The following is a 14,772-nucleotide window of genomic DNA, read 5'->3' on the forward strand; positions in this document are numbered from 1 at the left end:
GTTTCGTTCAAAGTAGACCGGTTCCGTAACGACCAAGGCGTGCGTATGTCAGTTGATCTCAGACCCTCGGAAGCGCTCGGTCTTTGGCATGCCGCCACACTCGAACATGTCCGTTTGATTGGCCCCGATCTGACCATTCGGCAATTGGCGATCCTGCTGCATATCTATTTGGCCGCCCCGCCGCACACGGTGCGTGGCCTTGCCGCCATGCTTGGAGTGACAAAACCGGTCATCACCCGAGCGCTCGACACGATGGGCCATATGGGGCTCGTACGCCGCGTGCGTGACGAGCGGGACCGCAGAAACGTGGTGATCAAGCGAACCGTTGAAGGTTCGTTGTTTGTCGAAAGGCTCGGCGACATCATCATCACGGAAGGCCGGAAGCTCACCGCAGCAGAGCCAAAGACCCCATGACGGAGACCCTTGATCGCCGTCTCCATGCCTACCGGCCGGATCTGGCCGACATACGGCTGAGGGAGAAAGTCTCTGCCGGCCGCTATACCCAAGGTATGGCGGCTGAAGTTGCTGTGCCGCTGGCTAAGCTCCATCCCAAACCTGATCCCGATTGCGCCATCGACACCGAAGCCCTGTTTGGTGAGACGCTGCAGGTGTTTGACCGCAGGGATGGCTGGGCGTGGGTGCAGCTGGACGCTGACGGCTATGTCGGCTATCTGCGCGAGGAGGCGCTCGGCGACCGCTCAAGCGAGGCCACGCATCTCGTCTGCGTTCCCCGCACATTTGTCTACAGCGGAGCCGATCTGCGTTTCCCGGTGGTGCATGCCCTGTCGATGGCAAGCCGGGTGCGCGTCACCGGCATGACCGAGACCAGGGGAACCATCTACGCGTTGATGGGTGACGGCCCCGCCATGATCGCGGAGCATCTCAGGCCACTGGCGGAGGCGGCAAGCCATGATGCAGTCGCAGTGGCCGCGATGTTTCTTCAAACCCCCTATCTCTGGGGCGGGCGCTCAGGCTTCGGCATTGATTGCTCGGGACTGGTGCAGATGGCGCTGGCGATGACCGGCAAGCCGGCTCCGCGCGATTCCGATCAGCAGGCAAGCGGTCTGGGTCAGGCCATAGATCCTGTCCAGCATGGCCTCAGGCGCGGCGACCTGGTGTTCTGGAAAGGTCATGTTGGATTTCTCGAAGATCCGCATACGCTGTTGCATGCCTCGGGCGGCACCATGTCAGTGACCCGGGAGCCGCTTAAGGCGGCCATTGAGCGGATCGCAAAGCTTTATGGTCATCCAACCGGCTATCGCAGGCCGTAGAAGCGAAACCCGAGCCATGAGCCCGGCACTCAGTAACCGGCCTTGCGATCCACCAGATTGATCAGCGGTTCGCCGCGATCATAGGCATTCATCTGTGCCACCATTGGTCTGATCAGCGACGATGGCACCGAGGCTGCGGCAGCATGCGGCGTCAGCGTGACCTTGGGATGCCCCCAGAAAGGGCTTTCCGGTGGCAAGGGTTCCTCATGGAACACATCAAGCGTGACCGCTGACAAGAGACCCTGATCCAGAGCGCTCAGGATGTCAGCTTCGTTCTGCAAGCCGCCACGCCCGGCATTGATCAGCACCGGCGCGCCAAGCGGCCCCCGCTTGGTCATTCGGGCGAACAGATCCTTGTCGAGAATATTGCGTGTGTCCGGTGTCAGCGGCAACAACACCACAAAGATGTCGGCAGATGCGAGAAACTCACCAAGTCCTTCCCGTCCGGCATAACATATTATGCCTTCGACCTGCTTCGGTGTACGCGACCACCCCGAGACATCGAAGCCCAGACAGCGCAGTTTGTGCGCCGCATCCATGCCCAGTTCCCCAATCCCCATGATGCCCACGGTAATGTCGCCCGCCGCGCATTGTCCGCGGTCTTCCTCCCAGATCCGGGCTGCCTGTTGCGCCCGGTACTTCGGTCCGAGACGTTGGTGGTCCAGCACCTGCCAGACCACATACTCGCTCATCCGTGTTGTCAGATCCGGTGAGACAACCCGCACGATCGGCACATCCGGCAGGCCGGGGGTTGCAAAGACGTGATCAACACCAGCCCCGAGCGAAAAAATCGCCTTCAGCCTGGGAAGTTTCGCCAGGGCTGAAGCCTCGGGCTTCCAGACCACGGCATATTCGATATCCGGGTCGGTTTCTCCATCGGGTGCAAGTTTGACCGGGCGCTCCGGCGCTGCCTGCGACAGCTCCTTTACCCAGATGCTCGGATCCCAGCCCGTAAGCGAGAGCAGGATATGGCCCTTGGCTGCGGTGGTGTTCATGAAAATCCTATTCGCTGACCACACCGCTGTCCGCGGTCTCGAGATTGAAGGCAGCTGCCATCAGCGCCTTGGTGTAATCGGTCTTCGGCTGATCGAAAATCTGGTCCGCTATGCCTTGCTCGACCACCTTGCCGGCGCGCATGACGATCACGTCATTGGCCAGCGCCCGCACCACCTTGAGATCGTGGCTGATGAAAAGATAGGCGAGATCATGTCGTGCCTGCAAATCGCGCAGGAGATCCACCACCTGCGCCTGAACGCTCATATCAAGTGCGGAGGTCGGCTCGTCCAGCATCACGAAGCGTGGCTTGAGCACCATCGCTCTGGCGATGGCGATCCGCTGCCGCTGACCGCCTGAAAACTCATGCGGATAACGCCAGCGCGTGGCGGCATCCAGCCCCACCTCTTCAAGCGCGTTGGCCACCTGGCGGTCGCGCTCCTTTGCGGAAAGACCTTTGGCATGGATTGCCAGACCTTCGCCGACAATATCGGCAATCGACATGCGCGGGCTCAGCGAACCGAACGGATCCTGAAACACCACCTGCATCGCGCTTCTAAGTGGTTTCATCTGCTTGAAGCTCAGCTCATGCAGCGGCTTGTCTTCGAAAAAGATCTGACCCTCGCTGCGGATCAGGCGCATCAGCGCCAGTCCGAGCGTTGTCTTGCCGGAGCCCGATTCACCGACCACGCCCAGCGTCTGCCCTGCCTTGAGCGTAAGCGACAGCCCGTCCACCGCCTTGATGTGATCGACCGTGCGCCGCAGGAAACCCTGTTTGACCGGGAACCAGACCTTGATGTCGTCAGCGCGCATCACCTGCGGTGCGTTTTCCGCGCGATAGGGAGGTTCACCCTTGGGTTCGGCGGCGAGCAGATGCTTTGTGTAGGCATGCTGCGGATTGGCAAAGATCTCGGACGTCGGCCCGCTTTCGACGATTTCGCCCTTGGTCATCACGCAGACGCGGTCGGCGAATTTTCGCACGATCCCGAGATCATGGGTGATGAACAGCATCGCCATGCCGTGGCTGGTCTTCAGGTCCCGCAGCAATTCAAGGATCTGCGCCTGCACGGTGACATCAAGCGCCGTGGTCGGTTCGTCAGCAATCAGCAATTCAGGCCGGTTGGCGAGCGCCATGGCGATCATCACACGCTGCCGCTGTCCGCCCGAGAGTTGGTGCGGATAGGAGTTGAGGCGCTGCCGCGGATCGCGAATGCCGACCTGGTCCAGCAGTTCGAGAACCTGTTTTCGCGCTTCATCAGCACTGATCGGCTGATGCAGATGCAGAATCTCGGAGATCTGTTTTTCCACTGTCTGAAGTGGATTAAGCGACGTCATGGGCTCCTGGAAGATCATGGTGATGGCATTGCCACGCACGTCGCGGATCGCAGCTTCGGGCGCGGAGAGCAGGTCCTCGCCCTTGAAGAGGATTTTTCCGGACGGATGGCTCGCTGCCGGGTAGGGCAGCAATTTCAGCACCGACAGCGCCGAAACCGATTTGCCCGAGCCCGATTCCCCCACCAGCGCCACCGTCTCGCCGCGCTTGATGTCAAAGGAAATGCGGTCGACGGCCATCTGGCTGTCGCCGCCCTGATGGAACGCCACCGACAGATCGCGCACCGACAGCAGCGGCTCGCTGGTATTGTCTGCGGCTTTGGCTGGTTGCGCCATCCGGTTCATCGGAAGGTCTTTCGCGGATCAAAGGCGTCACGGGTCGCCTCGCCGATGAAGATCAGCAGCGACAACATGATCGAGATGGTGAAGAAGGCGGTCAGCCCCAGCCACGGAGCGTCCAGATTGCGTTTGCCCTGCGCGATCATTTCGCCCAGCGATGCCGATCCGGGCGGCAGGCCGAAACCCAGAAAATCAAGCGAGGTCAGCGTGGTGATCGAGCCCGACAGGATGAACGGCAGGAAGGTCAGTGTCGCCACCATGGCGTTGGGCAACAGGTGCCGGAACATGATGGTGCCATTTCCGACGCCAAGCGCCCGGGCGGCGTTGACATATTCGAAATTGCGCGCCCGCAGGAACTCCGCCCGGACAATGCCGACAAAGGAAACCCAGGAGAACAACAGCATGATTCCGAGCAGGATCCAGAAGCCCGGCGGCAGCACGGCTGCGATGATCAGGAGAATGTAGAGCACCGGCATCGAGGACCAGATTTCGATGAAGCGCTGCATCAGAAGGTCCGTCCAGCCGCCGAAATAGCCCTGCACCGCGCCGGCGGCCACGCCGATCAATGCCGACAGGATGGTCAGCGTCAGGCCGAAGAGCACGGATATCCGGAAGCCGTAGATCATCCGCGCGGTCACATCGCGGGCCTGATCGTCCGTGCCAAGCCAGTTCATGTTGCCGAGCCTGCACCCCGGATCCTCATGCTTGAGCGGATAGGCCTGACAGCGGGTTTCCTTGTCCATCAACCAGAACGGCGCGGTCGGTGCAGAATGGGGAATATAGGAATTGGCGGTGGTGTAGGAGTAGCGAATCGGCGGCCATATCATCCAGCCATTGGCCTCGATTTCCTCCTGAATGAAGGGATCGCGATAATCCGTACGCGCAAGAAACCCGCCAAATTTCTCTTCCGGGTAGTCGATCAGCACCGGATAGAGAATCTCGCCCTTGTAGGAGGCGAGGATCGGACGGTCATTGGCGATGAATTCACCCAGCAGGCTGGCAATGAACAGAATCATGAAGATCCACAGCGACCAGTAGCCGCGCCGGTTTGCCTTGAAATTGGCCCAGCGGCGCCGGTTGGTCGGAGACAGCCAGCCCTTGGGCCGGCCCTTGGCATCATAGCTCTGACTGGTGGCGGAAGCCGGCGCGTTCATCCGACATCCCTCTTTTCGAAATCGATCCGCGGATCGACCCAGGTGTAGATCAGATCCGAGATCAGTCCGACCACCAGGCCCATAAGGGAAAAGATGAACAGCGTTGCAAACACCACCGGATAGTCACGCTTGGTGATCGAATCAAAGCCGAGCCGGCCGAGTCCGTCGAGTGTGAAGATGTACTCGATCAGCAGCGACCCCGAGAAAAACGCGGTGATGAAGGCGCCGGGAAAGCCTGCAATGATGATCAGCATCGCGTTGCGGAACACATGGCGGTAAAGCACCTGGCGTTCGGTCAGTCCCTTGGCCCTTGCCGTGGTGACATATTGCTTGCGGATTTCATCGATGAACGAGTTCTTGGTCAAAAGCGTGGTCGTTGCGAAGGCCGACAGGGACAGCGCGATCAAGGGCAGCGTCAGGTGCCAGAAATAGTCGACGATCTTGCCGAACAGGCTCAACTCGGAAAAATTGTCCGATGTCAGCCCGCGCAGCGGGAACAGGTCGTAAAACGATCCGCCCGCAAACAGCACGATCAGCAGGATGCCAAAAAGGAAGCCTGGAACCGCATAGGCAACAATGATCACCCCCGAGGTCCAGACATCAAAGCGCGAGCCATCGGAGACGGCTTTCTTGATCCCCAGCGGAATCGAGATGATGTAGGACAGCAGCAGGATCCAGACGCCGAGTGAAATGGAAACCGGCAGTTTTTCGGCGATAAGGTCGATCACATCGATGCTGCGGAAATAGCTTTCGCCAAAATCGAAGCGGATATAGTTCCACATCATAAGCCCGAACCGCTCGAGCGGCGGCTTGTCGAAGCCGAACTGGGCTTCGAGCTTGGCGATAAATTCCGGATCGAGGCCCTGGGCGCCGCGGTACTGCGATGTCACATCATCGCCAAACTGCTGGGTTTCAAATCCCTGGTCGCCACCGCCGCCCGATATGCGATCTGCGGCCGAATCACCCTGACCGGTGAGCTGTGCGATCACCTGCTCAACTGGTCCCCCGGGCGCGAACTGGATCACCGCAAAAGAGATCGCCATGATGCCGATGATTGTCGGAACCATCAAAAGCAGGCGCCGGAGAATATAGACACCCATCAGCGCGCCCCCTCAAGGCTGCGGCGTGCCACGGTCGCATCGTCCATGTCGCAGGCGATTATCGTCAACTGCTGTCCTTTTTGGCCCTTGGGCCCCAAGATGATTCGCGATTGGCCAATTCAGAATCGAATGTCTGCCTCCATGCAAGGCCTCACAGGCCGATATGATCTATTCATCGCCCTCGAACCACCAGACAGCAGGAAATCCGAGCCCGTAATAAGGCAGTTCTTCGGGGCGCGTTATCCGATTCCAGTAGGCCAGCCTTGATTTCCGCAAGGTGTAGGTTGGGATCACAAAATGATTGGCGAGCAGAACACGGTCGAGCGCCCGCACCGTGTCGATCAGCGTGGTGCGATCCTTGGCAAACGCCACCTCTCGCACCAGTTCGTCAACGGCAGGGTCGGCGATGCCGGCGTAGTTGGCCGATCCCTCCCGTGCCGCGGCCTTTGAGCCCCAGAACTCGGCCTGCTCATTGCCTGGCGCCAGCGTCTGGCCCCAGCCAAAATAGATCATGTCGAAATCTCGCGCGCGCAACCGGTTGGTATATTGCGAGGAGTCGAGAACCCGAACCGAGACGGCAACGCCAATACGCTTGAGGTTCTGGGCATAGGGCAGCGCCACTTTCTCGATAATCGGTCCGTTCAGAATGATCTCGAAGGTGAAGGGCTCTCCGGTTTCGGCATTTACCATCTGGTTGCCCCGAAGTGTGTAGCCTGCTTCCTGGAAGAGCGAGACGGCCTTGCGGAAATTGGCGCGCAATTTTGTCGGGTCGCCCGCAACAGGATTTTCATAGGGTGTGGTGAAGACACTTTCCGGGATCTTGTCGCGCAGGCGTTCGAGAATTTCGAGTTCCTGGCCTTGCGGCAAGCCCGACGAGGCCAGTTCGGTACCGTAGTAGAAGCTGTTGATCCGTTCATACTGGCCAAAGAACAGGGTGCGGTTCTGTTCCTCGAAATCATAGGCGAGGTTCAGCGCCTGCCGCACTCTTGGGTCAGAGAATTTTTCCCGCCGCAGATTGGGAATGAAGCCGACCAGAATGCCCGATGAGCGATAGAGGTTTTCGGGCTCTTCGCGGGTGATTCGACCTTCCTCCATGGCGGGAAAATTATAGGCGTTGGCCCATCGTTTGGCCTCGTTCTCCTGCCAAAAATCCACATTGCCCGACTTGAAGGCTTCGAACTCGACATTGCGATCCCCGAAATAGGTGTACTCGATCTGATCGAAATTGTTCTGGCCCACATTCACATTGAGGTCTGCACCCCAGTAATCCTCAACCCGCTCGAAAGTCATGATGTCGCCCGGCCGCACATTGGCGATCCGGTAGGGTCCGGATCCCAGAACCGGCTGCAATGTGGTTTCATCAATGGAGCGAGGCTCGCCGCTCTCTGATTCCCACCAGTGTTTGGGCAGAATGATCAGCTCTCCGACGATCTTGGGCAGTTCCTTGTTGTTCTTCTCATCGAAGGTGAAGGTGATTTCGCGTGGCCCGGTGGCCTCCGCCTTGGTCACATGCCGGTAGTAGAACTCGCGTTGCGGGTTGTTGGCCACCGTCTGCTCAAAACTCCAGACAACGTCTTCGACGGTGACAGGTTCGCCGTCATGCCAGCGTGCGCCTTCGCGCAAACGGTAGGAAACCCAGGAGTAATCGTCCGGATAGCGGACGGCCTCTGCCAGCAACCCGTAATTTGAGGAGATTTCATCTTCGGACGAGGTCATCAGTGTCTCGAAGACCAGATCAAGTCCCACCGCGAGATCGCCTTTCGCCGGGATTGGGTTGAGTGTGTCGAACGAGCCGGATGATGACAGTTTAAGCGTGCCGCCTTTGGGCGCTTCGGGGTTCACATAATCAAACCGCTCGAACCTCTCAGGGTACTTGGCCTCACCCACCAGAGCAGTCGCGTGCCGCCAGACAGGCTCCGCACTCAATCCGGGCGGCATTGTCATCATCAATGCGGCCAACGTCGCAAGGAGCGGGGAGAAGCGGTTGATCATCGATGCATATCCTCTCGAAACCATTTCCATTCATTGAGAATAGGACAGTTGCGCGGCGCTAACAGGGTCTTGCTGCAAAAACTGCCCGGAACCTCTTCATACAATCAAAAAAGCCGGGCAGAAGCCCGGCTTTTCATCATTTGGTGTCTCGCTCTGTCGATCACTCGCCCGGCAGCGGCGGCGGGGTGTCGGCGACAGTGCGAAGATAGGCCAGCAGATTGGCGCGATCATCGATTTTCTTCAGACCGGCGAAGCCCATCGTCGTGCCGGAGATGTACTTCTTTGGAGCCGCCAGGAAGTTGCTCAGACGCTCATAGGTCCATGCGACCGCGCCGCCTTCCGAGTAATCGACAAGCGCAGTCGAGTATTTGAAATCGGCATGCTGTGCCACCGGACGGTTTATGATGTTCCACAGGCCAGGGCCGACCTTGTTGCCGTTTCCGGCATCATTGGTGTGGCAAGCCGCACACTTCTTGAACACACCCTCGCCCTTGGCCGGATCGGCGCTGGCCAGCAGCGGCTCGACCAGTTCCGGAGCGGCTTCTTCGGCCGGTTCGCTTGTGTCCGTGCTGGCTTCAGCCACTTCGATGGCAAAGCCTTCGGTTTCCGGTTTCGCGGCGTGATAAATCCCATCCGAGACGATGGAAAGTGTCATGAGTACAAACACGATGCCCAGAAAAGCACCTGCGCCCGAATTGAAATATGAGGAGTTCATGTTCCGTCGCTCCGTTTCGGTCCAGCTTCCCGCCTGTTTCCCGCAATAGCTGGACCAGCCTTGAAATCGCGCGGAACCTATGTCTTTTGCAGTTTTGTTGCAACACTGTTTGTGGCTGTTGCTGTGAGACTTTTTGCCGCCCGCAATCAATAGCCCCGGATAGGAGCCACCATGAAACAGGATCAGGAGCCCATGCTCGTCATCATTCCGGCCAGAATGGCGGCCTCCCGGCTGCCGGGAAAGCCGCTGGCCGACATCAATGGCGTTCCGATGATCGTCCGGGTCGCACGCCAGGCTGAACGTGCTGGTGTCGGCCCGGTAGCGGTGGCCACTGATGCACGCGAGATCGCCGATGTGGTCGAGGCCGCGGGCCTGGTCGCGGTGATGACCCGGGATGACCACCAGTCCGGATCGGACCGGGTTTTCGAGGCGGCGATGAAGCTTGATCCCGAGGGCAAGAGCGATGTTATCCTCAACATTCAGGGGGACATTCCCGCCATCGAGCCCGAGACGATACGCCGCTCGGCCTTGCCGCTGACCTTGTCGTCGGCTGAGCTTGCAACCATCGCTGTTCAAATCACCGATGAGGATGAGAAAACAAATCCGAGTATCGTCAAGGTCATCGGCACCCCGGTCGGAAATGATATTCTGCGCGCGCTCTATTTCACCCGTGCCACCGCGCCCTATGGCGATGGCCCGCTCTATCACCATATCGGGCTCTATGCCTGGCGGCGCTCGGCGCTCAAGCGCTTTGTCTCGCTCAAGCAATCGACGCTTGAAAAGCGCGAATCACTTGAGCAGCTGCGCGCGCTTGAGGATGGCATGCGCATTGATGTGGCAATCGTTGACTCGGTTCCCCTGGGTGTCGATACTCCCGCCGATCTCGAGCGTGCACGGCAAATCATTGCTGCCGGCTAGTGCGCTGCATTCTGAACGGACCAATCCCATGACTTACTCCACCAATCGCATCGCCATTCAGGGCGAGTTTGGCGCCAACTCGGATATGGCCTGCCGTGACATGTTTCCGGCGCTTGAGCCTTTGCCCTGCCCCACCTTTGAGGATGCGTTCAATGCGCTCGCTCAGGGCGAGGCCGATCTGGCGATGATCCCGATTGAAAACACCATCGCCGGCCGAGTCGCGGATATTCACCATCTGTTGCCCGAATCGCAGCTCCACATCATTGGCGAATACTTCATGCCGATCCATTTCCAGCTTATGGTCCTGCCGGGCACCAAGCTCTCGGATATCAAGACAGTGCACAGCCATGTCCACGCGCTGGGGCAGTGCCGCAAGATCGTTCGCGCCAATGGCTGGAAGGCCATCGTTGCCGGCGATACCGCCGGTGCCGCCAAGCTCGTCTCCAACAGCGGTGACAAGACCATGGCTGCATTCGCACCAAAATTGGCTGCCGATCTGTACGGCCTCGATATTCTTGCCGAAAATGTCGAAGACACCGAAACCAACGTCACCCGTTTTGTTGTGTTGTCACGTGACGCAAAGACCCCGCCGCGCCCTGTGGCCGACGAGGTTGTCGTCACCACGTTTGTCTTCCGGGTGCGCAACATTCCGGCCGCGCTTTACAAGGCGATGGGCGGGTTTGCCACCAACGGCATCAACATGACCAAACTGGAAAGCTATCAGATCGGCGGGAAGTTCTTTGCGACGCAGTTTTATGCCGACATCCAGGGCCATCCCGACGAGGCTCCGGTGGCCCGCGCCATGGAAGAACTGGGTTTCTTCTCCAAGGAATTGCGGATCCTGGGCGTCTACCCGGCGCATCCGTTTCGCCTTGCGCAGAACGGATCGCACGCCGAAGATGCCGAGGGCTAAAGCGCTCCTTAACGGCCCCAGTCGAGCCAGTCGCGCATCAGCCGGTGCGCGATGGCCCCGGGTGGCGGTGCTGACGCGTCGGTTTCCCCAAGCACATCCGCCAGCATCGCTTCTGTCTCGGAACGGTCGAACCAGCGGCAATCCTCCAGCTCGTTGGTATCCCGCGTGATGTCCAGGCTTTTGGCTTCCGCATAGACACCGATCATCAGCGAATGCGGCATCGGCCAGGGCTGGCTGGCGTGGTAGCGCACCCGGCCGATCTGGATGCCCGATTCTTCGAGCGTCTCGCGCCGGACGGCATCCTCCATGGTCTCGCCGGGTTCGATGAAGCCTGCAAGGCAGGAATACATGCCCGGCGGAAAATGCGGACTGCGGCCCAACAGGCAGCGGTCACGTGTTTCATCTACCGCAAGCATGATTGCAACGGGGTCTGTGCGCGGGAACACCGTATGTCCGCAAGCCTGGCATTTGCGCCGGTAGCCGCCCGATTCGGGTGTCATCGCACTGCCGCAGCAACCGCAAAACCGGTTGGCTAGCGCCCACGCAACCAGGCTGTTGCCCTGCGCATAGGCCCCGAGTGTCTCCTCGTTCAGGAGCGCCTGCCGGTAGACCGAACGTGTATCGATCGCCTTGAACGGATCTGGAAGGTCGTCCGCGGCCATTTCCAGCGGCACGGCGATGTGTGCCGCATTGTCCGCATCCCAGCCGATCAGAATAGCGTTCTTGTGCTCTGGCTTTAGGGTAGAGAGGTCGCCCGCGCTCAACAAGCCCTCCGGCGTGTCCCCGTTCACTCGCATTGCCAAACGGCCCTGGGTGATGCCGAAATAGCGCGTTCTCGGGTCGCTCAGAGCCTCTCCGAGTTCGCTTTCGTTGCGGTGTTCAGACCGCCGGTCGAGCCGGTTGGTGGAAAAGGCGACCAGCCGGCTGGCTTCGCCATGGGGCGCATTGTGCTCAAAAAGGGAAACAGACATATGCTTGATCTAGCAGGGCTTGGATTTGGGATAAAGCGGAAACGCGGGCTCAGGATCAGCCTACAGGGCCTGAAGAAGCCTGTTGGTAAACTCGGCCTGGGCGCCGGCCTCCCATGGCAAGGCTGTGCCGTGGCCCCAGACCGGCCATGGCCAGGCGGGATCGGTCTCGTTGCGGGCGATGATGTGAAGATGGAACTGACGAACCTGGTTCCCCAAGGCGCCAACATTGATCTTGTGACAGTCAGTTGCCTGTTTGACGGCTTTGGCGGCGATGGAAGTCTCGAATGTCAGCATTGTCTGATCAAGTGGTGTCAGATCAAAGATCTCGCTGATGCCGGCGCGTTGCGGCACCAGAAGGACCCAGGGCCAGCGGCTGTCATGCATCAGCCGCAATTGGCAAAGGCCCAGCTTCATCAGCAGGGTTGTGTCCTTGGCTAGACGCTCATCAAGGCTGAAACCGGCCATTTTAGATCCGCATCTGGAGTGTCGGGGAAAAAACCTTAGCAGTTTTTTGCGGGTCTGGCTTGCATTTGCCGGGGCGATTGACGATATGTGCCTCCGGGAGGTTGGTGGTGGACGAGCCACTCGCCAACCGGGTCAGGTCCGGAAGGAAGCAGCCCTAACGAGCCCGGCACGGGTCACCGTGCCAGCCTCCCACCCCATCGCCCGCGCCGCAAATGGCATATCGCGTCATTGACGGGGTCCGGCCCCGGTGCAAGATATCCATTCTGTCGTGCTCTTGGGGCCCAACGATACGGGTCCCGATGGACGGGACGGACAGGCTGGGACAGCACGAGGGCGGCACAAAGATCATGGATGACACAACCAGCGCCAACCCGGCCGGTCCGGCTGCATCCCAGGCAACGCCTGGCGCAGAGCAGACGCCCTACCGTGTGCTGGCCCGCAAATACCGTCCCAAGGACTTCACCGACCTGATCGGCCAGGAGCCGATGGTCCGCACCCTGACCAATGCTTTTTCCACAGGGCGTATCGCACAGGCCTGGATGCTGACCGGTGTGCGTGGTGTGGGCAAGACCACAACCGCACGCATTCTGGCGCGGGCGCTCAATTACAAGACCGCCGAGATCGACCAGCCAAGCATCGACCTGACAACACCCGGCGAGCATTGCCCGGCGATCATGGAAGGCCGCCATGTCGATGTAATCGAAATGGACGCAGCCTCGCACACCGGTATCGACGACATCCGCGAGATCATTGAGCAGGTCCGCTATCGCCCGGTCTCCGCGCGCTACAAGGTCTACATCATCGACGAGGTTCACATGCTTTCGACGCAGGCCTTCAACGGCCTGCTCAAGACGCTTGAAGAGCCGCCGGCCCATGTGAAATTCATTTTCGCCACCACCGAAATCCGCAAGGTTCCGATCACGGTTCTGTCGCGCTGTCAGCGTTTTGACCTGCGCCGGATCGAAACCGGGGCGCTCGCTTCCCATTTCAGCAGTGTTGCCGCCCAGGAAGGCATCGGCATCGATGATGAGTCGCTTTCCATGATCGCCCGCGCTGCCGAGGGCTCGGTGCGTGACGGGCTGTCGCTGCTTGATCAGGCAATCGCCCATGGCGGAGGTCAGGTCGATGCGCAAGCCGTGCGCGCGATGCTTGGCCTCGCGGACCGCTCGCGCGTGGTTGAACTCTTCGGCAACCTGATGGCGGGCGATGTCGCCGCCGCCTTGACGGGTTTTCGCGACCAGTATGATTCGGGCGCCGGCCCCTCGGTGATTCTCACTGATCTGGCGGATTTCACCCATCTTGTCACGCGGCTCAAATTCGTTCCCGAAGCCGCTGACGATCCGTCCCTGACCGAAACCGAGCGTGAGCGCGGGGCCGACTATGCCGGCAAATTGTCGACCGCCATTCTCTCCCGGGTCTGGCAGATGCTGCTCAAGGGCATTTCCGAGACAGAAGGATCGAGCCGCCCGGCCGCGGCTGCCGAGATGGCGCTGATCCGGATTGCCCACGCCGCCAGCCTGCCCTCGCCCGAGGAGGCGCTCAAGGCGTTCCAGAACGGCGGCGGATCCAGTGGTGCGGGTGTCGCTCAAACAACCGCTGGCGGCAGTCATGGTGGCTCTGCGGGCAGCTCATCGGGCGGCGATGCCATGGCGCGCGCCGTAGGCGAGCGGCACATGCCCCAAACCGGCAATGGCCAACCGTCGATGCGGCTGGCCCATTCCGCCGAGCCTTCCGTTGCCCCCCCTGCCGCCGAACCGGTCGAACAGGTTGCCGTCGCAAGTCTGGAAGACATGGTGGTGCTCGCCGAAAAACACCGCGACATCGCCATGAAGGTTCAGATCCGCACCGGTGTCCGTCTGGTCAGGATCGAACAGACCAGGCTCGAAATCAGCCTGGCGCCTGATGCAAGCCCCAGCCTGCCCGGTGAACTGGTCAAGAAACTGAAAGACTGGACCGGTGCCAACTGGTCGGTCGCGCTCAGCCGTGAGGAAGGTGCACCAACCATAACCGAGCGCGAGGCTGCCAAGCGCGACGCGCTGGTCAGCGATGCCCGGCAGGACCCGGACGTGGCAGCCATCCTGTCGAAATTTCCAGGTTCCAAGATCACAGATGTGCGCATAGCGGCCACTGAAGAAGAGCTGGCGGGGGCGGCTTTGTCGCCGAGCGAGGATGGCGACATCCTTCCGGCCGAAACTGAACCGGACGACAATTCAGACTGAAGCCTGCACCAGCAAGCACGTTTCACAGACTCAAGAACAGAAAAGGAGACGCCGATGAAGGACATCATGGGCATGATGGGCAAGATCAAGGACATGCAGGCCAAGATGGAGAGCATGCAGGAGGAAATCGCCACGATGGAATGCGAAGGCGTGTCCGGTGGTGGCATGGTCACTGTAAAGCTATCGGGCAAGGGCCAGATGCTGGGTCTCAAGATTGATCCGTCCATGTTCAAGGAAGATGACGTCGAGATCCTGGAAGACCTGATCATCGCCGCGCACAATGACGCCAAGGTCAAGGCCGAAACCATGATGGCCGAGCGGACAAAGGAACTCACCGCCGGCCTGCCAATTCCCCCCGGCATGAAGTTGCCGTTCTAAGCCAGCTTGCCA

General features: G+C 59.9%; 14 protein-coding genes and 1 other RNA gene. 7 read left to right on the plus strand and 8 right to left on the minus strand.

What is annotated here, in order from left to right; genetic code table 11:
- The first annotated feature begins 45 nt into the window (after positions 1 to 45).
- Both HPDFL43_RS00825 and HPDFL43_RS00830 read left to right on the plus strand, forming a co-directional pair.
- The gene (locus tag HPDFL43_RS00825; RefSeq protein WP_007199650.1) at positions 46 to 414 is read left to right on the plus strand and encodes a MarR family transcriptional regulator; all 369 of its coding nucleotides are present in this window, start codon (positions 46 to 48) and stop codon (positions 412 to 414) included.
- Positions 411 to 1,271, plus strand: coding sequence for a C40 family peptidase (locus HPDFL43_RS00830; protein WP_007199651.1), 861 nt, complete (start codon positions 411 to 413; stop codon positions 1,269 to 1,271). The genes HPDFL43_RS00825 and HPDFL43_RS00830 overlap by 4 nt, the downstream gene beginning before the upstream one ends.
- Before the next feature lie 29 nt (positions 1,272 to 1,300).
- Here the strand turns inward: HPDFL43_RS00830 and HPDFL43_RS00835 are convergent, their stop codons facing one another.
- From HPDFL43_RS00835 to HPDFL43_RS00860, 6 genes are all read right to left on the minus strand, one after another.
- Positions 1,301 to 2,266 (minus strand): 2-hydroxyacid dehydrogenase, encoded by a 966-nt coding sequence (locus HPDFL43_RS00835; protein ID WP_007199652.1) that lies wholly within the window; start codon positions 2,264 to 2,266, stop codon positions 1,301 to 1,303.
- Positions 2,267 to 2,273: 7 nt separating this feature from the next.
- Positions 2,274 to 3,941, minus strand: coding sequence for an ABC transporter ATP-binding protein (locus HPDFL43_RS00840; protein WP_007199653.1), 1,668 nt, complete (start codon positions 3,939 to 3,941; stop codon positions 2,274 to 2,276).
- On the minus strand, positions 3,938 to 5,089 hold the full coding sequence (locus HPDFL43_RS00845; protein ID WP_007199654.1) for an ABC transporter permease: 1,152 nt from the start codon (positions 5,087 to 5,089) through the stop codon (positions 3,938 to 3,940). The genes HPDFL43_RS00840 and HPDFL43_RS00845 overlap by 4 nt, the downstream gene beginning before the upstream one ends.
- Entirely contained in the window at positions 5,086 to 6,189 is a 1,104-nt protein-coding gene (locus tag HPDFL43_RS00850) for a microcin C ABC transporter permease YejB (protein ID WP_007199655.1), read from the minus strand. Before HPDFL43_RS00850 ends, HPDFL43_RS00845 begins: the two co-directional genes overlap by 4 nt.
- A 168-nt stretch (positions 6,190 to 6,357) precedes the next feature.
- Positions 6,358 to 8,181 (minus strand): extracellular solute-binding protein, encoded by a 1,824-nt coding sequence (locus HPDFL43_RS00855; RefSeq protein WP_156970146.1) that lies wholly within the window; start codon positions 8,179 to 8,181, stop codon positions 6,358 to 6,360.
- Between the two features lie 160 nt (positions 8,182 to 8,341).
- Positions 8,342 to 8,896, minus strand: a complete 555-nt coding sequence (locus HPDFL43_RS00860) for a c-type cytochrome (RefSeq protein WP_007199657.1) — start codon at positions 8,894 to 8,896, stop codon at positions 8,342 to 8,344.
- Positions 8,897 to 9,067: 171 nt separating this feature from the next.
- Here HPDFL43_RS00860 and HPDFL43_RS00865 point away from each other — a divergent pair, with 171 nt between their 5' ends.
- A complete protein-coding gene (locus tag HPDFL43_RS00865) occupies positions 9,068 to 9,814 on the plus strand; it encodes a 3-deoxy-manno-octulosonate cytidylyltransferase (protein WP_007199658.1) in 747 nt (248 codons plus the stop codon).
- A gap of 28 nt (positions 9,815 to 9,842) precedes the next feature.
- Positions 9,843 to 10,727: a prephenate dehydratase gene (locus HPDFL43_RS00870; protein WP_007199659.1), complete on the plus strand. Its 885-nt coding sequence runs from the start codon at positions 9,843 to 9,845 to the stop codon at positions 10,725 to 10,727.
- Positions 10,728 to 10,735: 8 nt separating this feature from the next.
- On the opposite strand, the gene nudC is transcribed toward HPDFL43_RS00870, so the two are convergent.
- Positions 10,736 to 11,698, minus strand: coding sequence for an NAD(+) diphosphatase (nudC, locus tag HPDFL43_RS00875; protein ID WP_007199660.1), 963 nt, complete (start codon positions 11,696 to 11,698; stop codon positions 10,736 to 10,738).
- A gap of 60 nt (positions 11,699 to 11,758) precedes the next feature.
- Complete coding sequence (locus tag HPDFL43_RS00880; protein ID WP_007199661.1) at positions 11,759 to 12,163, minus strand: HIT family protein; 405 nt, start codon at positions 12,161 to 12,163, stop codon at positions 11,759 to 11,761.
- A 96-nt stretch (positions 12,164 to 12,259) separates the two neighbouring features.
- Between HPDFL43_RS00880 and ffs the strand changes: the two genes are divergently transcribed.
- The 3 genes from ffs to HPDFL43_RS00890 all read left to right on the plus strand — a co-directional run bounded on the left by ffs (position 12,260) and on the right by HPDFL43_RS00890 (position 14,760).
- Positions 12,260 to 12,356: signal recognition particle sRNA small type (gene ffs, locus HPDFL43_RS21540), an RNA gene on the plus strand.
- Positions 12,357 to 12,510: 154 nt separating this feature from the next.
- Positions 12,511 to 14,382 (plus strand): DNA polymerase III subunit gamma/tau, encoded by a 1,872-nt coding sequence (locus HPDFL43_RS00885; protein ID WP_040449466.1) that lies wholly within the window; start codon positions 12,511 to 12,513, stop codon positions 14,380 to 14,382.
- A gap of 54 nt (positions 14,383 to 14,436) precedes the next feature.
- Positions 14,437 to 14,760 (plus strand): YbaB/EbfC family nucleoid-associated protein, encoded by a 324-nt coding sequence (locus tag HPDFL43_RS00890; protein WP_007199663.1) that lies wholly within the window; start codon positions 14,437 to 14,439, stop codon positions 14,758 to 14,760.
- The last annotated feature ends 12 nt before the right edge of the window (positions 14,761 to 14,772 follow it).

Source organism: Hoeflea phototrophica DFL-43, assembly GCF_000154705.2.
Classification (GTDB): Bacteria; Pseudomonadota; Alphaproteobacteria; order Rhizobiales; family Rhizobiaceae; genus Hoeflea; species Hoeflea phototrophica.